Here is a 24,650-nt window from a genome sequence, read left to right on the forward strand (position 1 = left end):
ACCCGGAAGAGGGTTGCATGAACGACCGTGCCCACCGCCTGGGGAGCGGTGGGCACGAGGTGACCTCGGTGATGCGGGCGCTACCGCCTTCACCTGCGGTTTCAGCCGAAGATGTCGTACTGCCCGAAGTCGGTGCCGACCGAGATCCTTGTGGCAAAGATCTCGCTTGTGGCCTTTCCGGTCCCCTTGTACAGGTAGAGCGTTCCGCCGGGCGTACGGGCCAGGAAGTCCGCCTTGCCGTCACCGCTGATGTCGCCGACCGCGTCGAAGGCGTTGTAGCCGGCCCACTCGCGCACCTTGATGCGGCTGGAGAAGGCGCCGCTGCCGGACTTGCCGGTGCCCTTGTACAGGTAGAGGTAGCCGGTGCTGCTCGCGCGGGCGATCAGGTCGGTCTTGCCGTCGCCGGTGAAGTCGCCGTGGCCGCGCAGGGAGTTGTACTGGTTCCAGCCGGAGCCGACCTGCACCCGGGTCCCGAACGTGCCGTTGCCCTTGCCCGGGTAGATCCACAGATAGCCGCCGGAGTCGACGGACAGCAGGTCGGGCAGGTAGTCGCCGGTGACGTCACCGGGCACGACGATGCGGGTGCGGGTCTTCCAGTTGTCGGCGATCTGCTGGGTGGTCCAGGTGCCGCTGGAGTGCACGTAGTGCGTCCAGAACACGTCTCCGTCGGAGCTGCGCCGGTACACCAGGTCCTGGTAGCCGTCCCGGTCCAGGTCGCTCTGCAGGACGACGTTGACGCCGTCCCAGTTGCCCCAGGACACACGCGCGGCGAAGGAGCTGCCGGCCGAGTCCTTCGAGTAACCGGTCTTCGTGGAGGAGTTGCGCACCCACAGGTCGGCCTTGTGGTCACCGCTGATGTTGGTGTCGTCGACACGCGGGTAGGCGGCGCCGACATAGCTGCTGACCTTGGCGAAGACGCTGTACGCGCCCTGGGCGACGCAGTTCTCCACACCCCAGGAGACGACCCCGACGATCCGTCCGTTCACGACGAGCGGTCCGCCGGAGTCACCGTTGCAGGCGGACGTGGTCCCGCTGTCGCTGCCGCTCGCGGGCTTGCCCGCGCAGACCATGTGGCCCTTGATGAACTCGCCGCCGTAGTACCCGGCGCAGGTGGTGTCGGACTGGACGGGCAGCGTGGCCGTCTTCAGGGTGTCGGAGATGTTCTCGCTGGTGGAGCTGGTACGCCCCCAGCCGTAGACCTTGGCACTGGTCCCGGCCGCGTACGAGGCCGTGTCGCCGGACGTCGTCATGCGGATCGGCGTCGCCTTGACGGCGTTGGCCAGCGTGATGACGGCGATGTCGTTGTCGATCGTCGTCGAGCTGTACGACGGGTGGGACCACTGCCGGTGCGGCAGGGTGGCGGTGCCGCCGTGCAGGTCGGTGCCGCCCGCTCCGTCGCTGGTCGGCAGCTGGGCGGTGCCGGTGACGACGGCGCCGTGGTTGTACCAGTCGTAGCCCTTGACGCAGTGCGCGGCGGTGAGGATCTTCGTCGGCGCGACGACCGCGCCGCCGCAGAAGAACCCGAGGTCATCGGCCTCGTCTGCGGTGCCCTGGTCGTCGTGGTACCAGAGCTGAGCCATCCAGGGCGCGGAGGAGATGGTGGTCTCGGTACCACCGATGATCATGGGGCTGACGGTCGCGTCGTCCGAGGAGCCGTCGGCGCTCGCGCTGAACGACGACTTCGCCGGCGTCTTCCCCGCGGTGTCGTCCCCGGCGAGGGCACCCGCGACGCGCTGTTCCAGCTCTTCGAGCGGGACCGAGCTGGTGGCCGGCTTCACGGCGGGCTTCGGCAGCGCCGTGGCGGCCCCCGCGGACGAGCTCAGCAGGGCGGCTGCGACGGCCGCGGCGACGCCGGCGGCGGCGACGGGCAGCCCGATACGGATCCGGCGTCTGTGACGACCGACGCCGGACGGAGAGGTGCTCAAGAAGGTCCCCCCAGAGACGCATGAGTAGGAAGGGGCGCACGTGTACGCCCGTCCCTAACAGCGCCGGAAGGCCGCTTCCCGTCACTTCCGTGACGGAAAACGGCCTTCTTGAGCGTCCGGCTCAGTCGCCGTTGCCGGGCGCCGGGGTCGTCTTCTGAATCTGCATCAGGAACTCGACGTTCGACTTCGTCTGCTTCATCTTGTCGAGCAGCAGCTCGATCGCCTGCTGCTGGTCGAGCGCGTGCAGCACCCGGCGCAGCTTCCAGACGACGGCCAGCTCCTCGTTGCCGAGCAGGATCTCTTCCTTACGGGTACCGGACGCGTCCACGTCCACCGCCGGGAAGATGCGCTTGTCGGCGAGCTTGCGGTCGAGCTTGAGCTCCATGTTGCCGGTGCCCTTGAACTCCTCGAAGATCACCTCGTCCATGCGGGACCCGGTGTCGACGAGAGCCGTCGCCAGGATGGTGAGCGAGCCACCGTCCTCGATGTTGCGCGCGGCACCGAAGAAGCGCTTCGGCGGGTACAGCGCGGTCGAGTCGACACCACCGGAGAGGATGCGGCCGGAAGCCGGGGCGGCGAGGTTGTACGCACGGCCCAGACGCGTGATCGAGTCGAGCAGCACGACGACGTCGTGACCCAGCTCCACCAGGCGCTTGGCGCGCTCGATGGCGAGCTCGGCGACCGTGGTGTGGTCCTCGGCCGGGCGGTCGAAGGTCGAGGAGATGACCTCGCCCTTGACCGACCGCTGCATGTCGGTGACCTCTTCCGGACGCTCGTCGACGAGGACGACCATCAGGTGGCACTCGGGGTTGTTGTGCGTGATCGCGTTGGCGATCGCCTGCATGATCATGGTCTTACCGGTCTTCGGCGGGGCCACGATCAGACCGCGCTGGCCCTTACCGATCGGCGACACGAGGTCGATGATGCGGGTGGTCAGCACGCCCGGGTCGGTCTCCAGGCGGAGCCGGTCCTGCGGGTACAGCGGGGTGAGCTTGTTGAACTCCGGGCGGCCGCGGCCGTGTTCGGGCGCCATGCCGTTGACGGAGTCGAGACGCACCAGCGCGTTGAACTTCTCGCGCCGCTCGCCTTCCTTGGGCTGACGGACCGCACCGGTGATGTGGTCACCCTTGCGCAGGCCGTTCTTGCGGACCTGGGCGAGGGAGACGTACACGTCGTTCGGGCCCGGCAGGTAGCCCGACGTACGGATGAAGGCGTAGTTGTCGAGGATGTCCAGGATGCCCGCGACCGGGATCAGGACGTCGTCCTCGGCGATCTGCGGCTCCTGCACGTCGTCGCGGCCACGACGGCCCCGGCGGTCGCGGTAGCGCCCGCGACGGCCACGACGGCCGCCCTCGAAGTCGTCGTCGTCCTGCGGGCCGTTGTCACGCTGACGGTCCTGACGGCCGCCGCTCTGCTGCTGGCCCTGCTGGCGGTCCTGACGGCCGCCGCCCTGCTGGTCGTCGCCCTTGCGACGGTCACCGCGGTCACGGTCACCGCGGTCACGGTCCCGGCCGCGCTCGCGGCGGTCGCGGCGGCGGCCCTCGCCGCCGTCACCGGCCTCGCCCTTGGCGTCCTGCTGGTTCTGCGACTGCGCGGGCGTCTCGGCCTTCGGCTCGCTCTTGGCCTCGGCGGCGACCGTCTCGGGGGCGCCGGCCTCGGCGGTGGCGCGGCGCCGGCGGCGCTCCACCGGAGCGTCTTCTCCCGCACGCTCGCTGTCGCTCGCGCGGGAGGGACCCCCGGCCGGCTGGCCGGGAATCTCGATCTGCTGCTGGGCCACGGCCTTCTCGGCGGGGGCCTCAGCCGCCTTGTCCGCCTTCTTCTCGGCACTCTCGCCGGTACGGGCCTTGGAGGTGGCGCGGCGCTTGGGCTTGGTCTCGGTGGCGGTGTCGGCCTTCGCGGCCGGGGCGGCGCCACCTCCTGCCTGCGCCTCCTTGATGACCTCGATCAGCTGGCTCTTGCGCATGCGCGCGGTGCCCCTGATACCGAGGCCGGATGCGACCTGCTGCAGCTCGGCCAGCACCATGCCCTCAAGGCCGGTACCGCGGCGCCGCCGGGAGCCGGCACCGGTGGCAGGCGCGGAGGCGTCCGTGGCGGGCGCGGCAGCGGTCTCCTCGACACGTGCGCCCATCAGATCGGTGGTGTCGCTCACGAAGGGTCCTTCCCTGGAGCGGACGTCGGCCTGTCTGGCTCGGCGACCGGTTGTGCTGTCCGACTTCGGTCCTTGGTGTGTGGACCGTGCCGGGGCGGTGGTCCGCCAATACGGCGGAGGAATATCTGGTGATGGCGCTTCCCAGAGCCGTGGCACGGAGTGTCTGTGTCACTCGGCTCGGTCGCGCCGGTTCCGGAGCGTGCCCGGCAAGTCGCTCAGTGCCCGCGTACGAGGTACTGCCCGCGTACGACGTACGGAACACAGTGCGGCTTGGGAGGCTCCCGGAAGAATGTCTGTCCCGGACGGGGACACGAAGCACCTCGCCATGGTGGGGTCGGGTGCAGACTTGAGGTTAACACTACCGGATCCAACAAACATTCCCCCTCTCGAAATCCGGCAACCGTGTGTCAGGGCGCAAGCGGCAGCACGCTCGCTCCCTGGGCGTCCAGCTCGAGCCGGTTCGCGGCCCAGCCGTCGCCTGCCAGATGGGCGACCTTGTCGGCGCTCTCGTGGTCGGCCAGCGCCAGCACGGTGGGGCCCGCGCCGGAGATGACCGCGGGGACCCCGTCCGCCCGCAGCCGCTCCACCAGCGCCGCGCTCTCCGGCATGGCGGGCGCGCGGTACTCCTGGTGGAGGCGGTCCTCGGTGGCGGGCAGCAGCAGCTCGGGGCGCCTGGTCAGGGCCTCGACGAGCAGGGCGGCTCGGCCCGCGTTGGTGGCGGCGTCGACGTGCGGCACGGTGCGCGGGAGCAGCCCGCGGGCGGTCTCGGTCAGGACCGGCTTCCCGGGCACGAAAACCACCGGAACGATGGAATCGGCTGGATCCATCCTGATGGCCCGGGCGGCACCGCCCTCCATCCAGGACAGGGTGAAGCCGCCGAGCAGACAGGCGGCGACGTTGTCGGGGTGGCCCTCGATCTCGGTGGCGAGTTCCAGCAGCGCCGTGTCGTCGAGCTTGGCCTCGCCGCCTATGGTCACGGCACGCGCGGCGACGATGCCGGCGCAGATGGCGGCCGAGGAGGAGCCGAGGCCGCGGCCGTGCGGGATGCGGTTGGCGCAGACGATCTCCAGGCCGCGCGGCTGGCCGCCCAGCAGGTCGAAGGCGGTGCGCAGGGACCGTACGAGAAGGTGCTTCTCGTCGCGCGGCAGCGTCTCGCTGCCCTCACCCGCGATGTCGATGTGCAGCCCGGAGTCGGCCACCCGGACGACGACGTCGTCGTAGAGCCCCAGCGACAGGCCGAGGGCGTCGAAGCCCGGGCCGAGGTTGGCGCTGGTGGCGGGGACGCGCACCCGGACGGCGGCGGCGCGGAACGCTGGACCGGCCATCGCTCGATGACTCTCCTTGAGCTGCGTGATTGGCGTGATTGTCGAAGACATTCGATGACCTACGACGGACCCTGGGGCCGCGTCCGACCGCGAGGGCCGGCGGCGTGCCCCTGCCGCTTCCGGGCCGCGGAGACGGCGCGGCACCGCGCCCCATGCGGAGGCATATGCGGCGGGCGGGTTCGGTACAGCCTATCGAAGGTGGGTTCTGTGGCGACATAGGGCGCACAGGAGGCGCACGATGCGTGTCGTAAGCCCCCTGTGCACCCCCCGTAGGGAAGTTCCCCAGGTAAGCGCCCTCTTACTCGCGTACGCGAGTCTTCTGCGACCGGGCGTGTGCCGCTTACACCAGGCCGAGCCGCTCGGCCGCCGTCGCCGCGTCGACCGGGACGGTGACGGGCTGCGGGGCGCCGGCGACGGCCCAGTCGGGGTCCTTGAGGCCGTTGCCGGTGACGGTGCAGACGATGCGCTGGCCCGGGTCGACCTTGCCCAGCTCGGCGGCCTTCAGCAGACCGGCGACGGACGCGGCGGAGGCGGGCTCGACGAAGACGCCCTCCTGCGCGGCCAACAGCCGGTAGGCGCGCAGGATTTCACGGTCCGTCACCTCGTCGATGAACCCGCCGGACTCGTCCCGCGCGGCCAGCGCGAACTGCCAGGAGGCGGGGTTGCCGATGCGAATCGCGGTGGCGATGGTCGACGGGTCCTTGACGACCTCACCGCGCACGATGGGCGCGGAGCCGGAGGCCTGGAAACCCCACATGCGCGGCGTGCGCGTGGCGACACCGTCGGCGGCGTACTCCTTGTACCCCTTCCAGTACGCGGTGATGTTGCCCGCGTTGCCCACCGGAAGGACGTGGATGTCAGGCGCGTCGCCGAGCATGTCCACGATCTCGAAGGCGGCCGTCTTCTGCCCCTCGATACGCACCGGGTTGACCGAATTGACCAGCGCCACGGGGTAGTTCTCGCTGAGGGCGCGCGCGAGCGTGAGGCAGTCGTCGAAGTTTCCGTCGACCTGCAGGATCTTCGCGCCGTGCACGAGCGCCTGGCCCATCTTGCCGAGCGCGATCTTGCCCTGCGGGACGAGAACGGCCGACACCATGCCCGCGCGAACGGCGTACGCGGCGGCCGACGCCGACGTGTTGCCGGTGGAGGCGCAGATGACGGCCTTGGCCCCCTCCTCCTTGGCCCGCGTGATGGCCATGGTCATACCGCGGTCCTTGAAGGACCCGGTCGGGTTCGCACCCTCCACCTTGAGGTGGACCTCGCAGCCCGTGCGCTCGGAGAGCACCTGCGCGGGCACGAGGGGCGTGCCGCCCTCGCGGAGCGTCACGACCGGCGTGGTGTCGGAGACGGGCAGCCGGTCCCGGTACTCCTCGATGATTCCGCGCCACTGGTGGGTCATTGCTGGTTACTCTCCTTCAACCCGCATGATGCTGGCGACACCCCGCACGGTGTCGAGCTTGCGCAACGCCTCGACGGTGCCGCCGAGGGCCGCGTCGGACGCACGGTGGGTGACGACGACGAGGGAGGCCTCGCCGTCCTTGCCCTGCTGGCGAACCGTATCGATGGACACACCGTGCTCGGCGAACACGGTCGCCACCTGGGCGAGAACGCCCGGTTTGTCCGCGACGTCGAGGCTGATGTGGTACCGCGTGACGACTTCACCCATGCCCGAGACGGGCAGAGCGGCGTACGCCGACTCGCCGGGCCCGGTGGCCCCGCTGAGCCGGTTGCGGCAGACGGCGACGAGATCGCCGAGCACGGCCGAGGCGGTCGGGGCACCGCCCGCGCCGGGGCCGTAGAACATGAGCTGCCCGGAGGCGTCGGACTCCACGAACACGGCGTTGTACGCGCCGCGCACCGAGGCCAGCGGGTGGGTCAGCGGGATCATCGCGGGATGCACGCGCGCGGTGACGGACGCCCCGTCCCCGGCCCGCTCACAGATGGCGAGCAGCTTGATCGTGCAGCCCATCTCCTTCGCGGAGGCGAAGTCGGCCGCGGTCACCTCGGTCATGCCCTCGCGGTAGACGTCGTCGAGGCGGACGCGCGTGTGGAAGGCGATGCCGGCGAGGATGGCGGCCTTGGCGGCGGCGTCGAACCCCTCGACGTCGGCGGTCGGGTCGGCTTCCGCGTATCCGAGGGCGGTGGCCTCGTCGAGGGCCTCCTGGTATCCGGCCCCGGTCGAGTCCATCTTGTCGAGGATGAAGTTGGTGGTCCCGTTCACGATCCCCAGCACCCGGTTGACCTTGTCGCCGGCGAGGGACTCGCGCAGCGGGCGGATCAGCGGGATGGCACCGGCGACGGCGGCCTCGTAGTAGAGGTCGCGGCCGTGCTGCTCGGCCGCGGCGTGCAGAGCGGCGCCGTCCTGGGCGAGGAGCGCCTTGTTGGCCGAGACCACCGAGGCGCCGTGCTCGAAGGCGGTGGTGATGAGGGCGCGGGCGGGCTCGATGCCCCCGATGACCTCGACCACGACGTCGATGTCGCCGCGCTTGACGAGCGCGGTGGCGTCGGTGGTGACGAGATCCGGATCGATGCCCTCCCGGACCTTCGAGGGCCGCCGTACGGCCACTCCCGCGAGCTCGACGGGCGCTCCGATCCGCGCGGCGAGGTCGTCGGCGTGCGTCGTCATGATGCGCGCCACCTCTGAGCCGACCACTCCACAGCCCAGCAGCGCCACCTTCAGCGGACGCGTACGCATCATCCGACCTCGTTTCCTCATACCGTCTACGGTTTCACCAGTCTCACTCACCGGACGGGAGTTTCTGTCCTTCGTCCGGATTGTGAGACATCTATTTCATTTGTACGGGGGTGCAAGACAGGAGATCTTCCACCCCGCTCTTCCCGGGGGTTCCGGCGCTTCAGCCGACGTCGAGACGCAGGAGGTCCTCCTCCGTCTCACGCCGGACGATCACCCGGGACTCGCCGTCGTGCACGGCGACGACCGGCGGTCGGAGCACATGGTTGTAGTTGCTCGCCATGGACCGGCAGTAGGCGCCCGTTGCCGGTACGGCGATGAGGTCACCCGGTGCCAGGTCGGCGGGCAGGAACGCGTCCTTCACGACGATGTCCCCGCTCTCGCAGTGCTTGCCGACCACGCGGGCGAGCATGGGCGCGGCGTCACTCGTCCGGGACACCAGGGCGACGCTGTACTCGGCGTCGTACAACGCCGTGCGGATGTTGTCCGACATGCCGCCGTCGACGGAGACGTACGTCCGCAGCCCGTCGAGGGGCTTGACGGTGCCGACCTCGTAGAGCGTGAAGGCGGTCGGCCCGACGATGGCACGCCCCGGCTCCACGGAGATCCGCGGGGTCCGCAGCTTGGCGGCCTCGCACTCACGGGTGACGATCTCGGTGAGCGCCTTGGCGATCTCGTGCGGCTCGCGGGGATCGTCGTCGCTGGTGTAGGCGATCCCGAGCCCTCCGCCGAGGTCGATCTCGGGCAGCTCGACGCCGTGCTCGTCACGGATGTCCTTGAGCAGCCCGACGACACGGTGCGCGGCGACCTCGAAGCCCGACATGTCGAAGATCTGCGACCCGATGTGGGAGTGGATCCCGATGAGCTCCAGCCCGTCGAGCCGAAGCGCCCGCCGCACCGCCTCCGCCGCCTGCCCCCCTGCGAGCGGGATGCCGAACTTCTGGTCCTCGTGGGCGGTGGCGATGAACTCGTGCGTGTGCGCCTCGACCCCGACGGTGATCCGGATCTGGACACGCTGCCGCTTGCCGAGGGACTCGGCGATGTGGGCGACCCGCACGATCTCCTGGAAGGAGTCGAGGACGATACGTCCGACTCCGGCGTCGATGGCGCGGTGGATCTCTTCCGTGGACTTGTTGTTGCCGTGGAAGGCGATGCGGTCGGCGGGCATGCCGGCCGACAGGGCGGTGGCGAGCTCGCCACCCGAGCACACGTCCAGGTTGAGCCCCTCCTCGTGCAGCCACCGCACGACGGCACGGGAGAGGAACGCCTTGCCGGCGTAGAAGACGTCGGCCTCGGCCCCGAAGGCACCGCGCCAGGCCCGCGCCCGGGCCCGGAAGTCGGCTTCGTCGAGGAGGTAGGCCGGGGTGCCGTGCTGCTCGGCCAGGGTCTTCACGTCGATACCGCCGACGGTGACCACACCCTCGGCGTTACGGCCGACGGTCTGGGCCCACACCTTCGGGTCGAGGGCGTTGAGGTCGGCGGGCGGGGCGGAGTAGTGGCCCTCGGGGAGGACGTCGGCGTGACGGGGCCCGGCGGGGTGTGCGGAACGGCTCATTGCTCTTCTCTTCGGCTCTCTCAGAGGTGATCGGGTGCGTCGATGCCGAGCAGGGACAGGCCACCGGCCAGCACCGTCCCGGCGGCTTCGGCGAGGGCGAGCCGGGCACGGTGGGCGGCCGAGGGTTTCTGCGCACCTCGCGGGAGGACGGTGGGCAGCAGGGGCATGACGGCATCGGCGACGGTGACGAGATGCCGGGCGAGACGGTCCGGGGTGCGGTGCGCTGCCGCTTGGGCCAGGACTCGGGGGTGGTCGGCGAGGGAGGTGAGGAGGTGGGGGGACTGGTGGTGAGGGGACTGGTGGGGCCCATAGGACTGACGGGACCCATAGGACTGACGGGACCCGTAGGACCGATGGGACTGATGCGACTGATGCGACCGATCGGAGCGCTGTGAAGCGGATGTGCGCTCCCGATCTCCTTCTTCCACCACCGCAGGTCCGGGTTCGGGGGCGAAGCCCAGGTCGGCGGCATTGCGCAGGAGGGCTCGGGTACGGGCGTGGGCGTACCGGACACGGAAGAGTGGGTTGCTCTCCCGCTGAACGAGGTGGTCGTCGGTGATTCGGGGCCGGTCGTGGGCGGCGGGGTGCAGCAGGGCCCAGCGGGCGGCGTCGCGGCCGAGCGGAAGGGGGTCGGCAGGAGCCGGGACGGGTCGTACGCCGACATCGAGGGGGGCGGGAGCGCCGGGCCGCCCGTGGGCGTCGACGTGTACGCCGAGCACGGTCTCCCACTCCGCCCGGGGCTGGGCCTCGCAACTGGTGCGCACGTAAGCGCCCTGCGACCTCAGCAGCCGGCCGACGGCGTCCATGACGACGACGGCGCGGACCTCGTGCGAGCAGTGCAGCTGGACGAGCTGCCCGGTGGGCCCGTCGACGAATCCGTAGCGCGGGCCGCGGCGCAGGATCTCCGCGACGAGGGCGGTGGGCGCGGTGTCGCTCAGGCTGATGTTGAGGAACCCGGGCCCGGTGACGACGACGTCACGTACGCCGTCACTGCCGGCGAGCCGTGCCCGGAGGATCTCGGCCACCTGAAGCGGCGGCTGCCCGGCCGGGCGGGCGAGCTGAAGTGCGATGTTGGTGGCGTAGTCACCACAGCCGCCGGGCCCGGGAACGCTCACCAGGACACGCTCCGGCACCTCGACCCGCAGTTCCCCGTCGTCGACAGCACGACGCACCGCGCGCAGCACGGTACGGGAGAGCTCGACGGGGGTCACGGGACAAGCGTATGGGAGGAGGGGGGTGGGCATGCTAATGGGTTTGGGTGGGATCCCGGGATATGGACGGGCTGGTCGCGGCGTCGGGTGGGATGGGGTGGGCGGTCGTGGCTGCGGGGAGGGCAGGCGGGCGGCAGCGTGCCCTGGGATCGGCCCGGTAGCCACTCGGGCGGCAGAGTGCTTGTCGCCGACGGGCTGGGCTCGGTAGCCACCCGGGCGGCACAGCGGCTGTCGCCGACGGGCTGGGACATGGAAGGGGCCACCTAGCGGGCCCCTCGCCCGACCCGACCGACCCGGCCGCCTCGGGCCCGCCGACCGCCGGTCAGCCGCCGAGTTCAGCCGCCGGTTCGCCCGGCAGCCTCGCCGGCACCGAGGGCGCCTCCGCAGACGGCCTCATCCACGCTCCGGCCGTCCACCCCCTCTCCTCCATCGCGCTCCCGGCTCCGCTTACGGCCGATCAGCCCCCTTACGAGGCCGACGAGTTCGGCGGGCTCGAAAGGCTTGGCGAGGAAGGCGTCGACACCGACGTCGAGGCCGCTGTCGACCTCGTGCTGAGTGCACGCGCTGACGATGACGAGGGGAAGATCCCGGGTACGGGGATCGGAGCGCAGCCGGGCGGCAGTGCGGAGCCCGTCCAGCCGGGGCATGACCACATCAAGGGTGATCACGTCGGGCCGCACCTGTTGAACGACATCCAGACACTCGGCACCATCGGCCGCGGTCACCACCTCGAGCCCCTCCAGCTCGAGATTGACCCTGATCAGCTGCCGGATGACCTTGTTGTCGTCCACAACAAGCACCCGGCCGAACGCGCCTGGCACAACTCGAGAGTAGGTCCGCACCGGCCACCGCGTCCGGCTTTTCCCCACTTCCCCACCCCCGGGGACGAGCCACCCCAGGTCGACCGCCGTCACCACCCCGTAAACCCGTTCATGAACACCCCACCGGAGCTGGTAGTGTTCTACCCGTCGCCGCCGAGCAAGGCGCCCGACACGCCCCCGTAGCTCAGGGGATAGAGCAACGGCCTCCGGAGCCGTGTGCGCAGGTTCGAATCCTGCCGGGGGCACCCTGTATGAGGTGCCCAAAGACCCCGTCATCAGCGGAAACGCTGCGGTCGGGGTCTTCGCGTATGTGCAGCCATATGCCACCCTGAGCGGCCGTATGTCGGGGGCCGTGGACTATTTGTGGACACGATCTTGAGGCATCGTCGCTGGTCAGCCCCGGGAACGGCGAAGGCCCCCGGACGGATCCAGGGGCCTGAAGCCAAGCGCGGTGCGTGTGGGATCACTCGTACTCGCGCAGCAGCTCTTCGATCTTGCGGTTGGCGATCTCCTGCCGACCGTCGATGCACTTCGCGTAGCGGCTCAGCAGGACCTCAACGCTGTTGCCCGCGCGCTCAGCTACCTCGGTCGCGTCGACGCCGGAGTTGAGCCAGGTCGACAAGGCCGAATGCCGAAGGTCGTACGGGCGGGCGGCGAGCGGGGAGGCCAAAACGGCCGGCGGGAGTGCCAGTGCGCGAGCCTCCTGCCAGACCCGGAAGTACGTCGAGGAGCCGACCACTCCCCCACGCTCGTTGGTGAACAGGCGTCCGTCGTCCGCTACGCCGAAGGTGTCGATGTGGTCCCGCAGCATCGCGACAAGGTGGGGCGGAATCGGCACAGGCCGCACCTCTTCTTCGGGCCGGTTCTTGAGTCCGCGGTCGTCGTGCGTTTCGCCAGAGTCGGTCCACCGCTTGCCGACGCTGGGACGAGTGCTATTCAGCAGCGCCGTTCCCCAGCCCTTTTCCGGCAGCTTCAGATCTGCCTCTTTGAGACCGACAGCTTCGGCCGGGCGGAAGGCGCCGTAGTACATGCAGGCAAAGAAGCCGACCAGTCGACGACCACGCGCCCGGCCGTAGCCGCCGACGTAAGAGACTGCGGCCAGCAGGGCACGAGCCTGTTCGGGGTTGGCGACCACGCGGGGGTCAACTTCCTTGACAACCTTCGGTTTCTTCCAGCGAACCGAGGTGATCGGGTTCTCTTTGAATTCGCCGAGATCTACCGCGTAGTGCATCGCGTTGACGAGGGTCCGCCGCTTGCGCCGTACGGTTTCCGCGGCTGCCGCCGTTCCGTCGAGCTTCAGCTTCAGCGAGTCCAGCACGGCCCTGCCGATCGCTGCGTCGCCGAGGTCCGAGAGCGGGCGCGAAGCCTTGGCCACCCAGTGCAGCGTGTTCGCGATCTCTGTCGGCAACTCGCGGTCGTCAGGACCCGGCAGTACGAAGGCCCAGTTACGGAGAGCCTTCCTCAGCAGTTCATCGGCCGGACGCCCCGGACGGTCGTCGAGGAGAGCCACGGTCACCGCGGTCAGCGACTCGTTGATCCCGTCGCGCGTGTTCGGCGCAGCGTGCGGCCACTTCATGGCGAGGTACTTCAAGGCGAAGGCGTACCACGTCATTGAAGCCGCTTTTTCGACCATCGAGTCCGGCAGCCCGGTCACCGTGTCGAATTCCTCGCCGTCTCGCATGGCGCGGAGCAGCTTGGAACGGAAGTTGTCGGCAAGTCCCTTGGTGCGGAACTGCTCGGAGAACACGTTCCCGGCGACAATCCACCTGACGTCGTAGGACGGTTTCTTAGTGTTCCTCTTCCGAACGCCCCAGACCTTCACGTCGAGTGACTTCACACCGCCGCCCTCTCCCGACTGTTGAGCCACGCCGTGAAGTCGCTCCGCCACACCCTCAGTTCACCATTAGGCAGCTTGAAGGCCTGCGGAGCCTGCCCAAGCTCGCGCCAGCGGTAGAAGGTCCGGCGCGAGATGCCCTTGAGCTCAGCGAGGATCTCCGGAACGGTCATCAACTCGTCCTTCATGCCGGTTCTCCCTCCATGGCTTCACGGGCGGTTTCTCGGTTGACTTGGATATCGCGGGCGATTGTGGTCGCGAGGGCGGATTCGCCCGGGGTGTGGCCGTGGCCGGCGTACTGCCAGTCGGCGAGGACAAGGACGGTGTCCGGCTCGACGTCGTCCAGGCCGAGCGCCTCGCGTTCCTGGGCGGCGCGGTAGTCGGCGCGGGTCTGGCGGAGTTCGCCGAGGGTGGTGGAGTAGCGGCGGGACTTGGAGGAGAAGTGGCCGCGGAATCCGAGCATGTGAGCCCAGGCCCAGAGGCGGCGGTCTGGGTAGAGCGGGTCGAGGATCTTGCAGGCTTCGATGAGGCGGCGGGTGTGGTCGGGCACGTCGTGGCGGTCGAGTTCGGAGAGTTCGCCGATACGGCGGTCGAGGGTGCCGGTGTTCTCGGCGGCTTTGGTGGCGTACTTGGCGACGTAGGAGGCGACGGCCTGTTCGGTGATGTCGGAGCCGTCATCGAACGCCTTGACGGGGCGGACGTCGAGCTGCGTGCCCCATCGGAAGGTGCGGGCGGGCTGGTCTTCGGCGGCCGGGACGGAGACCGAGGTGTAGGCGTGCACGGCGGCGGCGCGTATCGCGTCGTCGAGCAGCTGCGCGGTGGCCCAGACCGGGGGCGGAGTCTCCGGTCCGTCGGGGCCGTCGATACGGATGACGGCGTGGAAGTGCAGGGCGCCTCGTTTCTGGAACTCCGCCACCTTGCCGTAGGAGACGCGGGCGTGGTCGGCGAGTTCGCGGCGGGTGAGGCCGGCGCGGGCGGCGATCTCGCGGCGCAGGCGGGTGGTGAAGCGCTGCCACAGGTTGCCTGCGTGGTTGTTGAAGAGGACGGTGCCCGCGTAGTCGTAGGTGGCGGGGTTGAGGGCGGCGCCGAGGGCGGGGTCGTCAGCGGGGTGGCGGGTGCCGCAGCGGCAGACGCCGTGATCGGGGCGGTTGTGGACCGGGCCGAAGGAGGGGGCGGTGAGGGTGGCGAAGACGCGGGGGTGGTCGCGGACGGTGGCGGGGATGTCGCGGCGGTCGTCGCCTGCCAGGCCTGCGCGGATGAGGTGGTAGGTGTCTCCGGCGTAGGTCCAGGCGCAGGACGGGCAGCGGGAGGCGCGGCGGTTTCCACAGGCGATGCGCAGACGTCCGCCGGGCTCGTTCTCGGTGGAGTAGTGGTGCAGGGTCTCGCCGGTTGTCTTGTCCTTGGTGAGGGTCCAGCCGGTGAGGTGGATGGGGTCGGAGCAGCCACCGGTGCGGCGGATCTGGTCTTCCCAGCGGTCGTAGTCGTCGGCCGAGGCCACCCTCAGCAGGTCGCCGAGGGTGGCCGGGTCGAGCAGCAGGTCAGGCACGGGCGCCCTCCTGGTTGCTGCGGGTGCGGCGGTGGGTGGTGCCGGTGCCGTGGCAGGCCGGGCAGTGGGCGGTGATGGTGCGCAGATGGCCATGCTGGTCGCGGCCGCCGAGGGTGACGGCAGTGGAGGCGTGCCCGTCGCAGTTGGGGCAGATGCGGGGCTGCGGTGTGGTGCGGTGCGTCATGCTGGGGGTTCCTTCCGGATCTTCGGGTTCGGCAGGGGCAGGGCTCCCGGGCGGCGGAGACTTGGCGGTTGAGGCCGCCCGGGGGCCGGTCAGTACCGCTTGGCCTCGGTGTTGATGAGCGAGCGGATGACCAGGGCGCAGATGGCGACCGAGGCGCCGGTGATGGCGACCGCGAGGAGCATCGAGACCAGGACGGCGCCGACGACCAGGACCACGGCCGTCCCGCCACCGACCAGGGCGACGACAGCGCCGGGGGTGAGCTGCACGGTGGGCCGGGCAGACGCCGGAGCCGGGGTGACCGGCGCGGCCACCGGGGCAGAGGTCGGCTGCTGGATGACGGCGGTGGGCTCGACCACGGCAGGCGGGATGATGAGGCCGGTCGGCTGCGGCATGAACGGGACCTTGGGGCGGAACATGGCGGATCTCCCTTCTCAGGTGGCTACTTGATGGCGGTGTCGATGACCGGGGCGAGGAGGCTGTCCGCGATGAGATAGCCGCCGAGGAGCAGCACCAGGACCAGCCAGAGCGGCGGGCGGATGAGCTTGATGCCGAGGTAGCCGACGACGGCGAGGGCGAACCAAAGGGGAACGTCCATGGCGGTGGCCTCCTAGCGGACGGTGCAGCGGTGGGTACGGGCGGCGAGCTGGGCAGCCGTCTGGCTGGAGTAGTCGGCGGACCAGCCACAGCGGTCGTTCGTACACACGGCGGCGTGCTTGGTGCGGCCGTGGCGGTCGCGGTGGGTGCCGATCTGCACGGGGCCGATCCGCATGACGGAGTGGAAGTGATCGCGGGCAGGCATCGAGTCGTTTCCCTTCGGATCAGGCGAGTTGGGCGGCGATGGCATCGGCCAGCTGCGGCGGGACGCCGAGGCGGGCGCGCAGGGTGTCGGTGTCGATCCGGGAGCCGGTACGGGCGTGGTGGTCGTCGGCGACCTTGCGGGCGTGGTCCACCAGCGCGGCGGGCACCGGCGGAGCCGGGGCAGCGGGCGCAGCCGTGACGGGCTCAGGGGCGGGAAGCGCGGGAGTTTCCTCGGCCTGGGGAGCCGGGAGAGTGTCCAACTCCGCACCGGGAGCCGGTCGTTCGGGCAGCGTGTCGAGATCGGGGCCCGGGGCGGCGGGTGCCGGCGGAACCTGAGTGTGGTCGCCGGTCGAGTGGGCCAGGAGCGTGCCGCCCATGAACGCGAGGGCGGGCCAGGCAGCGACCAGGATGCGCAGCCAGGCCGGGACCTGGCCGAGGTCGAGGAGTCCGGCGGTGGCGACGTTGGCGCCGAGTGAGGCTACGAGGGCGGTCACGAACCAGCACCAGGCCAGCCGAGACGGGCCATCAGAGCGCAGCCGCCGCCAGGAGGCGACCAGGAGCAGGTCAACGGAGATCGGGTAGGCCCAGGCCTTCCAGCCGTCTTGTCCGGCAGCGGCGGCGAGGTCGTGCAGGTGGGCGAAGGAGAGCGCACCGGCGATGACGGCCTGGACGAGGACGGCATCGATCCGAAGTCGCGAGGCCATGACGGTCACCTCGCGCCGGGTCGGCCGTTGGCCGCGACGATGGCTTTCAGGACCAGGGCGAGGTTGGTCGTGTCGAGGCCGCTGACGGCGTCGCCGAGCGGGATACGCGCGGCGGTGTCGGCGAGGGACGCGGCGATGGCCAGGATGCGGAGTTCTCCGCTGGAGGCGGGCAGGTCCTTGGCGGCCAGAGCCTCCACGACCTTGAGCCAGTCGACGCCGTACGCCTCCGGGGCGGGGCCGGAGTAGTCGACCAGCAGGAGGCCAGGCCGCTCGGCAAGACGCTTGACCCACAGACCGTGGTCGATGAGGAGGCCGACCGCGGCGCGCAGGGCAAGGGAACCGTCCGCCGTGGCCGTGAGGGTGTCGGCCAGCTCGGCGGCATCAATCGTCACCGGGTTGTCGTCGGTGTCGTACCAGGGGCAGTCACGTTCGTCGTGGTCGACGCCGGTTTCGGTGCCGTCGGTGTCGCCGCAGTACTCGCAGAACACGGGCGTTCCTTCCTGTCGTGAGGCATGGCAGGGGTAGGGACTCGGCGCAATAGGTGGTCGCGCCGACCTCTGGAGGGGGGTGTGGTCAGGCGGTGGCGGGGGCTGTCTTGGACAGCGGCACGCGGGCCGAGGGCAGCGGAGCAACCGCGGGGCGGAAGGCCGCCAGCGTGGGCAGGTCCGGGGTGCGCTCAGCGTGCTTGTTGCAGATGTTCACGGCCTCGCGCAGCGAGGTGTGCGGAGCGCGGATGCGGCTCCAGCCACCGGAGGCGTCACCGGTGACGGCGATGCCGGGGGTCTCGGTGGGGATCTGGATGGCGGCGAGGACGGCGTCTGGGGAGATGTCGCCGAAAGCCATGTTGGCGCTGGATTCGTCGTTGACGCGGTGGGCGGTGCGTCCAGTGAGCTGGGCGCGGAGCATGGTGATGCCCTTGCCGAGTTCGGAGCCGAAGCGCTGTCCGCAGATTTCGAGATAGATGCCGGCGGCACGGCCGAGCTGGGCGAGGCGGACCAGGGCGGTGATGATGCGGTCCCGCCGCTTCTCCTCGTCCTTGGTGGCGAACAGGGCGAGTTCGGCGACCTCGTCGACCAGGACCACGACCGGCACCGGCCGCAGATGTTCGGGCAGGTCCCAGATGTCGGCGGCTATCTCAGCGTCCGGCACGTTCACCGTAATCCGCTGCTCAGACCGGATCAGTTGGTAGACGGTTTCCATGTGCGTGACGAGCGCTTCGAGGAGGTCGAGGGCCGTGTCCGGGTTGTCGGCGAGCGCGGAGAACCGGCGTGCCAGCGGGAAGAGTTCCACTCCCTGCTTGCAGTCGATGCCCACCAGCGCGACATCCAACGGAGCCAGCCCGGCGACCAGGTTGCGCTGGTAGACGGACTTCCCCGACTCCGTGGCCCCCAGGGTCAGCCCGTGCGGAACCGTCCGGTAGTCGCGGTAGTGAACCGAGCCGTCCTCGCGTAGAGCGACCGGAACCCGCATGGGACGGTTGTCAGTCTTGGCGGGCATCTGCACCCGCTTGAGGACGTCATAGCCCGTCATCCGCACCTCGACCACGCCTGAGCGCAGTTCACGCGAGGTGACTCCGTACAGGTTGAAGGAGTGGCGCAGCCGGTCCGAGGCCGCCGCGACGTCGAAGGCATCCTGCCCGGGACGCAGACCCAGCCGCAGGACCAGGCCGGTGCGAGTCGGGCGGATGCGCAGGATGCGCGGCGGACGGGACTGCGGGACGGGCCGGTTGGCCAGACGGGCCAGGGCAAGCCGCCAGCGGGAGGGCGGGACCGTGAGGCCGCAGGCGTCCATGACGGAGGCGTAGCGGACCAGGACCCGCAGCGTGGCGAGGGTGACCCCGAAGGTCAGCCAGTACCAGGCGGGGCGCCGCCACCGCAGGAGCACTGCGGCAGCGACGACCAGCACCAGAGCGACCATGAACCACGTCATGATCAGGCAGCCTCAGCCTGCGAAGCCGTACCGGCCAGCGACGTCACAGCCACCGCGCGGAAGGCGATCCCGTGCCGCTTCTGACCGTTGAACTCGTTCTCCCACGCCGAGGCGACCAGACCGGTCAACGCGACCGGGGTACCCATGGTCAGCTCCTCCGAGACACCCGGCTGCGGGACGGTGAGCTTAAGGATCTCGACCTCATCCGGCGTGGAGAACATGACCTCCACGGTCATCAGCGTGACACCGTCCTTGTCGAGGGCAATCTCACCCGTACGGCGGTCCTTCACCTTGGGCTGCGGGGGCTTGGCGACCATCACGGTCGCGTTGGTGGTGTCGACGGGAATCTGACGCACAGCAGATCACTCCTCTATAGAGGCTGGACTCCGTCACTCATGTACATGAGTGACATGAAGAAGAGTGCCTCACTCCTATACATGAGTCAACCCGCCGCGAAGAAGAACTCGCGACGGGCTGCGGGGAGTTGAGCGTGCGTCAGTCGGCGGCCGGGATCCGGTACTCGAAGACGAACTGGTCAGCGGCCATGAGCGTGTCGCAGACCTCGACCACGAGACCCTCGGCCGTGCGGGCCTCACGGATCAGATGAACCACCGGCGCACCGGGGCTGAGTGCCAGCTCGGACGCCTCCGCCTTGGACGCCGGGCGCGCTTGCAGCGTCTCAACGAACTCGGCGAACTCGTGCCCGTGGTCTTCGAGTCGGGCGTAGATGCCACCGCCGCCGGGGTTCTCGGCGAACAATTCGGGGATCTCCTTGACGACATCCCAAGGGAGGTACGAGGTCGCGGTTTCGACAGGCGTGCCGTTGCGGAAGTAGAGGCGGCGCCGGGCAAGGACCTGAGTGCCGGCGGCGACGCCCAAGCGCTGGGCGGCATCCTCGGGGGCCTGCATGGGGCCGATGTAGAGGACGCTCACCTTGGCCGTGGCGCCAGACTGCGCCGACTCGGCGAGGTACGCGGCCCTACCGCCCTGCCGCAGGGAGCGCCGGAAGCGATCGGACGAGCGGTGCCGCACCGGGGGCCGATCCTTCACCATCGAACCCTTGCCGTGCCGGGTCTCCACGAGCCCGCTCGCTCGGACCTCAACCATGGCCTTACGGATCGTCCCGCCCGAGACTCCGTAGCGGTCGACTAGGTCCGACTCACTCGGCACCATCTCACCAGGCTTGAGGACACCCGCTCGGATCTGTTGAATGATCTCTTCGGCGATCTGCACATACCGAGGTACGGACCTCTCGCCTCCTACTGCGGTTCCCATAGTCCTTCTCTGCCTCCTATGCTCCTGTACATGAGTCAATCACAGGAAGCAACGCCGCCGCCGCTGCACTCCGTATCTGTGGCCGGAGTAGTCGTGCGCGAAGACGGCCGCCTCCTGGCGATCCGCCGGGCAGACAACGGCACTTGGGAGCTCCCCGGCGGCATCCTCGAACTCGACGAGACCCCCGAGGCGGGAGTCGCCCGCGAGGTCCTGGAGGAGACGGGCATCCACGTCGAGGTGGACGAGCTCACCGGCGTCTACAAGAACACGACCCGGGGCATCGTGGCTCTGGTCTTCCGCTGCAAGCCGTCCGGAGGCACAGAGCGCACGTCGAGTGAGTCGACGGCTGTCTCATGGCTGACGCCCGACGAGGTCGCGGAGCGTATGGCCGAGGTCTTCGCGATCAGGCTCTTGGACGCCTTGGAGGGCAACGGCCCGCATGTCCGGAGCCACGACGGCCGGAAGCTCCTCGGCGCCCACTGACCTAGGGATCAGGCCGTCAGCCATGTATGGCGATGACGGGCGACGGCGTAGATCCGCTCCACCTCGTCAGCGGTCAGCACGCCGCTGAGAGGAGCTAAGGCTGATACCTCTCGTTCGCGGTACACCCTCACTGTGAGCTGGGTGGCGACGACCTTCAGATCCGTGATGCCGACGAAGACCAGAACAGGCTCTACAGGGACAGCGAAGCCGCAGTAGCGTTCAAGAACCCGTTGCACGCGCTTCGCCTCGGCCCTGCTCTTGCGGGCGTACGGCTCGGGTCGACCATGGTTGACCTTCACTGCATCGTCGCCGACCCATACCGCCTTCCGCGGATGGTTCTTTGTGTTGACGCTGAACACCCCACCGGGCCCGATCAGCAGGTGGTCGAGGTCTACCTCGCGCGGCAGCGGTATGGAGTGCAGCACGCGCCACCCATGACGCCGCAGTCGATCGAGTTCCGCGCCCACACGGCGTTCGCCCGTCAATCCCTTGCGCCAGGAATCTCCATCGGCCGGACGGCCCAGGACCCGAGCAAGGGCTCGCGTCACGAAACCCGCCGAAGTCTCCGAGACCTTGGACCGCAGAGCAGTACCAGGCGAGTTGGAAGCGAGGTCGTCATCAGGGGCGAGAGGCGGCAGCACTGGTGTAGGCGCCGGGGCTTCAGGTGGTGCCGGCACATCGGATGCGCTGGGTAAGTGCTCTCGCAGCACGGCGACGACTTCGTCACGATGCTCAGTCAGTCGGACCGTGATCTTTCCCGTCTTGCAGTCGGCCCAGCCAGCGGCCGTGCCGCCGGGAAGATTCGCATACAGGCGATTGTGTCCATGCCGCTTCCATCGCACGACCTTGAGCTCAACCATGGTCCCTGCCTCCTCGACGTCGATGCAGCCATGGCAGCAACGGAGCTTCAGCTCCACAAGAGCGCGATCGGGATAGAACTTTCCCTACTTCATGAACTTTCCCTACTTCATCAAGGCCCGCGCACGGCGCGGGCCCGCGCCGCCTCAGCGGCGCGGCCTGCCTCCTGTCTTCGCCCCGGCTGGCCGCGCCAGGCGGCGCGCTGCGTGCATGCGGGCGAAGAGAGAAACCCTCTGTGGCTGGGGCGGTCGGCTCCGCGACTTTAGCCAGCCACTTTGGCGCGAGCCTCGAAGATCATGGCCCCAACGTCGTGCTTTAACGGGCAGGTCCACAGACTGCCCGACGCGCCGGAAGCTTACGGGGCCATGATCACTCGCGCCAAAGCAGCTCCCGGCCAAAGCCGCTACACCGACCTCTGGGAGCGTGCCCGACAATCGCCTAGGAGGTACTCCAGAGGGCCATCGCTGCGATCCAGAGGAACATCGAGGTAGCGAAGGCCGCGCCACAGACCGGGATTTCCGGAGTCAACGGCCGATCGATTTTCAGGATGACAGCTCCCAGACCCACCACCACCGAGAACAAGATCCCGATGACGAAGACGAAAGCCTTGGTTGAAGGAACGCCGGTCCCCATTGGTCCGTGCACCTTTCGAGCAGGTGGTCGAACCGACGCCCACAAGGCAGGCTCAGCTCAGACCACTTACCAACATGGTCAGAGCTGGGTCCCTGCCCGGCAGTCGGGGGCTCAGCAGCAGACAGCAGCAACCGTCTGTAATACGCGCTCAACGCTTTACGTCAGCTGTGCCTGGGGAGCCGAGCCCCTCCAGCCACAAAGCCTCGTTCCCCTGGAACGAACAGCCTTCCTTGTCGTGGGTGGTTCACTCCCTTGGGACCTGCCGCTGCCGGAGCAGCAGACCATAGGGACCACCGTCCTGATGACTCGGCACCTGGCCGAGCGCCCTCAGGTGGGGGATGGGGTGAACCACCTGGGCTCACGCACCTTCCGTCTAGCACGGTAACACAGCGCACAGGCATCCCTGTTGTGCAGACCGTAGAGATCGCGGAACTTGGCGTGCCCTTCGCGTGCCCGGCCGGACGGGAACCGTCGGGAAACAGTGGGGAACGTCGGAGAACGCCCCAGGAATGCGCAGGTCAGCGTCTTGTCAGCTCAGACCGCACCCGCATACACGATCTTCCAACCTGGTGCTACATGACCCAGGCAGCAAGGCATGACTGGGTCATGGAGACTCGTCAACTGGGGACGTCACGGTCCAGCGTCGCACTCGCATGCTGAAGGAACTCTCGAACAGCTTGGTCCAGCTGCTTTAGCTTCTTCGAGAACTTTGAGGTGTCGTAGGCGACGATCGAGTCACCCACGTCGTCACTGATGCGAGCGAAGCTCTGCAAGATTCGGAACGGGGCAACGAGACCACTCGACAACTCCGTCACCTTGGTCACGAACGGTTCGAGTTCAGCCGGCCCGTCCAGGACAACATGCTGGCCGAAGCGGCTAACCTCGTCAGCAAGTGCAATGGCGTTGTCCACGTAACCATCCTTGAACTCACTGTGCTTCAGGTGCGAGATAGGTTTCGTTTCCTCATCCCCGGCAGTATTCGGCTGGTCGAGGAGCCGCCCGAAGTGCACCCAGGGTTGTAAGTGATCATGGAACGCAGCAGCGGCAGATGAGAACGCCTCGTAGGAAGCTCTTCGTGGCTCCCTGCGCTCACGCAGTGACTCATTGCGCATCTGCATCTTGGTTGCTGATCTTGCAGTCCAGCCAGTTACGATCATGCCGATTGTTCCCACTCCCGCGCCCAGCACGGCAGCTATCCCAGCATCCATGACGACCATGATGCCGTCGACGTACCGCCCGCTTTAGTCCGGTTGCTGGTCAGTCGTGCAGCACCGGGAACTTGGGATGGAGGTAGCGCCAATCCAGGGCCATGTTGCGCAGGGCTTGGATGACCGCGTTCGGCAGGTCGCCAGCGGCCACGAGTTCTTCGTTCAGGTGCTCGCTGCCGCCGCGGAGGCGACCTGTGCCTGTCCGGTCGCCGAGAAGGTCAGTATTGAGTGTGCTCTCCAACCATGGGTCCCCATTCACGCCGGCGGCGATGTGCAGTTCGACGGGCGGCGTGGGGATCGACGCTGTGCCGAGCAGTTCGAGCGTGAGGGTGGGTAGCGCCTGCCGGACCAGCGCGCGTACGGCTTCGTAGCACGCTTGCACCCACAAGTCGTTCGCGATCCTCTTGCCACTGGTCCAGAGCACCAGGTCGAAGAAGACGTCCAGGCTGCTGCCGCCGTTAGGCAGCATGGCAGTGCATTCCAGGAGTATGCCTGTCTGATGCGGACCAGGGATGGCATGGCCGGCGCCAAGCCGGACGTGACGACCATTCCCGTGTTCGGGATCGATCGTCCATGGCTCGATGCGCTGGCCACTTGCTACCCGCTGCACAAGCGCGTGCAGCCGCTCCGGCAGCGGGTATGCGCCCGTCAAGCTGGGTGCGCTTAGCGACCGCATGAGGGCGTCGACCGTTGTGCCGTGCAGCCGGAGACGGGCGGCGTCCCTCCGCAGTGGCTGGGACACCGCGGCACGGATGACCAGGTCAGGCGGTGACGCAGCCCTCTGGAAGCGTGTGGCCGAGCGGTGGTCGGGCATGAAGCGCGGGTGACCGGTGTAGGCAAGGATCGGATCGGCGGCCTGCTGGAAAAGTGTGTGGACGAGGCGGCGGTCAGCGGGAATGTTACGGCCGTCCAGACGGACTCGGACGACTCCCTGGTGGAACAGCGGGCGGGGCACGCTGTCCGGGTCAATCCGCACTACGAGAAGGAGCCGGTCGTCCACTGTGACCGGGATGACATCAGGCGTCCAGCCAGGCGGGTCGAAGGTGGTCGCCATCTTGCTGACCAGCCGGTCTTTGTCGATCGCCTTGACTCCGACCAGGTCCCCGGGCAGGTTCTTGTCCTTGGGGTGGGCGTCGACGCCGATGAGGACGATGCCGCCGTAGCTATTGGCCATGGCTGCGACGGTGTCAGACACCGCATCGACATTACGTTTGTAGTCGAGGGTGAAACTCTCCTCCAGCTCCAGCGCCAGGAAGTTGCGGACCATCTCGCTGTCGATCAACTCGACGGGGGCGCTGAACAGGGGATGTGCGAGGTTCGGCATGGTCATCAGCATGGCGTTCCTGCACCCTTCGGCGCACACGGTTTCTTTACATCGGCGGCCGAGAATGGAAGCCCGCCAGCATTCAATGCCAGCCGCGCCGAGACAATCCTCCCGTGCGCCCCCAACGCGCCGCTCCCCCAGCCCGAGCGGAGCTGAATCATCGGCGCGCATGAAGTGATTCGGGAAGTACCGGGGT

At 68.8% G+C, this 24,650-nt stretch carries 25 protein-coding genes and 1 tRNA gene; 2 read left to right on the forward strand and 24 right to left on the reverse strand.

Annotated features, from left to right (window positions below; genetic code table 11):
- Positions 1-101: 101 nt before the first annotated feature.
- The 8 genes from ACFYNL_RS13615 to ACFYNL_RS13650 form a co-directional block, all read right to left on the reverse strand.
- Positions 102-1,925, reverse strand: a complete 1,824-nt coding sequence (locus tag ACFYNL_RS13615; protein WP_388801562.1) for a trypsin-like serine protease — start codon at positions 1,923-1,925, stop codon at positions 102-104.
- Positions 1,926-2,046: 121 nt separating this feature from the next.
- Positions 2,047-4,074, reverse strand: coding sequence for a transcription termination factor Rho (rho, locus tag ACFYNL_RS13620; protein ID WP_388801566.1), 2,028 nt, complete (start codon positions 4,072-4,074; stop codon positions 2,047-2,049).
- A 407-nt stretch (positions 4,075-4,481) separates the two neighbouring features.
- Positions 4,482-5,399, reverse strand: coding sequence for a homoserine kinase (gene thrB, locus ACFYNL_RS13625; RefSeq protein WP_388801568.1), 918 nt, complete (start codon positions 5,397-5,399; stop codon positions 4,482-4,484).
- A gap of 340 nt (positions 5,400-5,739) precedes the next feature.
- Positions 5,740-6,798, reverse strand: a complete 1,059-nt coding sequence (thrC, locus tag ACFYNL_RS13630; RefSeq protein ID WP_388801571.1) for a threonine synthase — start codon at positions 6,796-6,798, stop codon at positions 5,740-5,742.
- A 6-nt stretch (positions 6,799-6,804) separates the two neighbouring features.
- Positions 6,805-8,097, reverse strand: a complete 1,293-nt coding sequence (locus tag ACFYNL_RS13635) for a homoserine dehydrogenase (RefSeq protein WP_388801574.1) — start codon at positions 8,095-8,097, stop codon at positions 6,805-6,807.
- 157 nt (positions 8,098-8,254) lie between these two features.
- The gene (gene lysA, locus ACFYNL_RS13640) at positions 8,255-9,646 is read right to left on the reverse strand and encodes a diaminopimelate decarboxylase (RefSeq protein WP_388801577.1); all 1,392 of its coding nucleotides are present in this window, start codon (positions 9,644-9,646) and stop codon (positions 8,255-8,257) included.
- A 20-nt stretch (positions 9,647-9,666) separates the two neighbouring features.
- Positions 9,667-10,857, reverse strand: a complete 1,191-nt coding sequence (nrtL, locus tag ACFYNL_RS13645; protein WP_388801580.1) for an ArgS-related anticodon-binding protein NrtL — start codon at positions 10,855-10,857, stop codon at positions 9,667-9,669.
- A gap of 335 nt (positions 10,858-11,192) precedes the next feature.
- Entirely contained in the window at positions 11,193-11,648 is a 456-nt protein-coding gene (locus ACFYNL_RS13650; RefSeq protein WP_388801582.1) for a response regulator, read from the reverse strand.
- A 203-nt stretch (positions 11,649-11,851) separates the two neighbouring features.
- On the opposite strand from ACFYNL_RS13650, the gene ACFYNL_RS13655 reads away from it, so the two are divergent.
- Positions 11,852-11,923: transfer RNA gene (locus tag ACFYNL_RS13655), tRNA-Arg, on the forward strand.
- Positions 11,924-12,141: 218 nt separating this feature from the next.
- Here ACFYNL_RS13655 and ACFYNL_RS13660 read toward each other — a convergent pair.
- From ACFYNL_RS13660 to ACFYNL_RS13715, 12 genes are all read right to left on the reverse strand, one after another.
- Positions 12,142-13,515, reverse strand: coding sequence for a tyrosine-type recombinase/integrase (locus tag ACFYNL_RS13660; RefSeq protein WP_388801585.1), 1,374 nt, complete (start codon positions 13,513-13,515; stop codon positions 12,142-12,144).
- Positions 13,512-13,700, reverse strand: coding sequence for a helix-turn-helix transcriptional regulator (locus ACFYNL_RS13665; RefSeq protein WP_388801589.1), 189 nt, complete (start codon positions 13,698-13,700; stop codon positions 13,512-13,514). The genes ACFYNL_RS13660 and ACFYNL_RS13665 overlap by 4 nt, the downstream gene beginning before the upstream one ends.
- Positions 13,697-15,058 (reverse strand): replication initiator protein RepSA, encoded by a 1,362-nt coding sequence (repSA, locus tag ACFYNL_RS13670; protein ID WP_388801592.1) that lies wholly within the window; start codon positions 15,056-15,058, stop codon positions 13,697-13,699. The genes ACFYNL_RS13665 and repSA overlap by 4 nt, the downstream gene beginning before the upstream one ends.
- A complete protein-coding gene (locus tag ACFYNL_RS13675; protein ID WP_388801595.1) occupies positions 15,051-15,242 on the reverse strand; it encodes a hypothetical protein in 192 nt (63 codons plus the stop codon). The genes repSA and ACFYNL_RS13675 overlap by 8 nt, the downstream gene beginning before the upstream one ends.
- Positions 15,243-15,331: 89 nt before the next feature.
- The gene (locus ACFYNL_RS13680) at positions 15,332-15,658 is read right to left on the reverse strand and encodes a SpdD-like protein (RefSeq protein WP_388801598.1); all 327 of its coding nucleotides are present in this window, start codon (positions 15,656-15,658) and stop codon (positions 15,332-15,334) included.
- A gap of 23 nt (positions 15,659-15,681) precedes the next feature.
- A complete protein-coding gene (locus ACFYNL_RS13685; protein ID WP_088245459.1) occupies positions 15,682-15,837 on the reverse strand; it encodes a hypothetical protein in 156 nt (51 codons plus the stop codon).
- A gap of 12 nt (positions 15,838-15,849) precedes the next feature.
- Positions 15,850-16,041 carry a mobile element transfer protein gene (locus ACFYNL_RS13690; RefSeq protein ID WP_351979076.1) on the reverse strand — a complete coding sequence of 64 codons (192 nt, stop codon included), beginning with the start codon at positions 16,039-16,041 and terminating at the stop codon, positions 15,850-15,852.
- A 19-nt stretch (positions 16,042-16,060) separates the two neighbouring features.
- Positions 16,061-16,744 carry a DUF2637 domain-containing protein gene (locus tag ACFYNL_RS13695; RefSeq protein ID WP_388801602.1) on the reverse strand — a complete coding sequence of 228 codons (684 nt, stop codon included), beginning with the start codon at positions 16,742-16,744 and terminating at the stop codon, positions 16,061-16,063.
- A gap of 5 nt (positions 16,745-16,749) precedes the next feature.
- Positions 16,750-17,232, reverse strand: coding sequence for a hypothetical protein (locus ACFYNL_RS13700; protein WP_388801604.1), 483 nt, complete (start codon positions 17,230-17,232; stop codon positions 16,750-16,752).
- Positions 17,233-17,317: 85 nt separating this feature from the next.
- Positions 17,318-18,673 (reverse strand): FtsK/SpoIIIE domain-containing protein, encoded by a 1,356-nt coding sequence (locus ACFYNL_RS13705; protein WP_388801606.1) that lies wholly within the window; start codon positions 18,671-18,673, stop codon positions 17,318-17,320.
- 2 nt (positions 18,674-18,675) lie between these two features.
- The gene (locus ACFYNL_RS13710) at positions 18,676-19,029 is read right to left on the reverse strand and encodes a hypothetical protein (protein ID WP_388801608.1); all 354 of its coding nucleotides are present in this window, start codon (positions 19,027-19,029) and stop codon (positions 18,676-18,678) included.
- Between the two features lie 139 nt (positions 19,030-19,168).
- Entirely contained in the window at positions 19,169-19,948 is a 780-nt protein-coding gene (locus ACFYNL_RS13715) for a GntR family transcriptional regulator (protein ID WP_388802702.1), read from the reverse strand.
- Positions 19,949-19,966: 18 nt separating this feature from the next.
- Between ACFYNL_RS13715 and ACFYNL_RS13720 the strand changes: the two genes are divergently transcribed.
- Positions 19,967-20,431, forward strand: coding sequence for an NUDIX hydrolase (locus ACFYNL_RS13720; protein ID WP_388801611.1), 465 nt, complete (start codon positions 19,967-19,969; stop codon positions 20,429-20,431).
- 8 nt (positions 20,432-20,439) lie between these two features.
- On the opposite strand, the gene ACFYNL_RS13725 is transcribed toward ACFYNL_RS13720, so the two are convergent.
- From ACFYNL_RS13725 to ACFYNL_RS13740, 4 genes are all read right to left on the reverse strand, one after another.
- Positions 20,440-21,291 (reverse strand): nuclease-related domain-containing protein, encoded by an 852-nt coding sequence (locus ACFYNL_RS13725; protein WP_388801613.1) that lies wholly within the window; start codon positions 21,289-21,291, stop codon positions 20,440-20,442.
- A 436-nt stretch (positions 21,292-21,727) separates the two neighbouring features.
- Positions 21,728-21,922 carry a hypothetical protein gene (locus ACFYNL_RS13730; RefSeq protein ID WP_388801615.1) on the reverse strand — a complete coding sequence of 65 codons (195 nt, stop codon included), beginning with the start codon at positions 21,920-21,922 and terminating at the stop codon, positions 21,728-21,730.
- 617 nt (positions 21,923-22,539) lie between these two features.
- Positions 22,540-23,130: a hypothetical protein gene (locus ACFYNL_RS13735; protein WP_388801618.1), complete on the reverse strand. Its 591-nt coding sequence runs from the start codon at positions 23,128-23,130 to the stop codon at positions 22,540-22,542.
- 49 nt (positions 23,131-23,179) lie between these two features.
- Positions 23,180-24,466 carry a helix-turn-helix domain-containing protein gene (locus ACFYNL_RS13740; RefSeq protein ID WP_388801621.1) on the reverse strand — a complete coding sequence of 429 codons (1,287 nt, stop codon included), beginning with the start codon at positions 24,464-24,466 and terminating at the stop codon, positions 23,180-23,182.
- Between the last annotated feature and the right edge of the window lie 184 nt (positions 24,467-24,650).

Origin of the sequence: Streptomyces sp. NPDC007808 (genome assembly GCF_042868655.1) — a bacterium.
GTDB lineage: Bacteria > Actinomycetota > Actinomycetes > Streptomycetales > Streptomycetaceae > Streptomyces.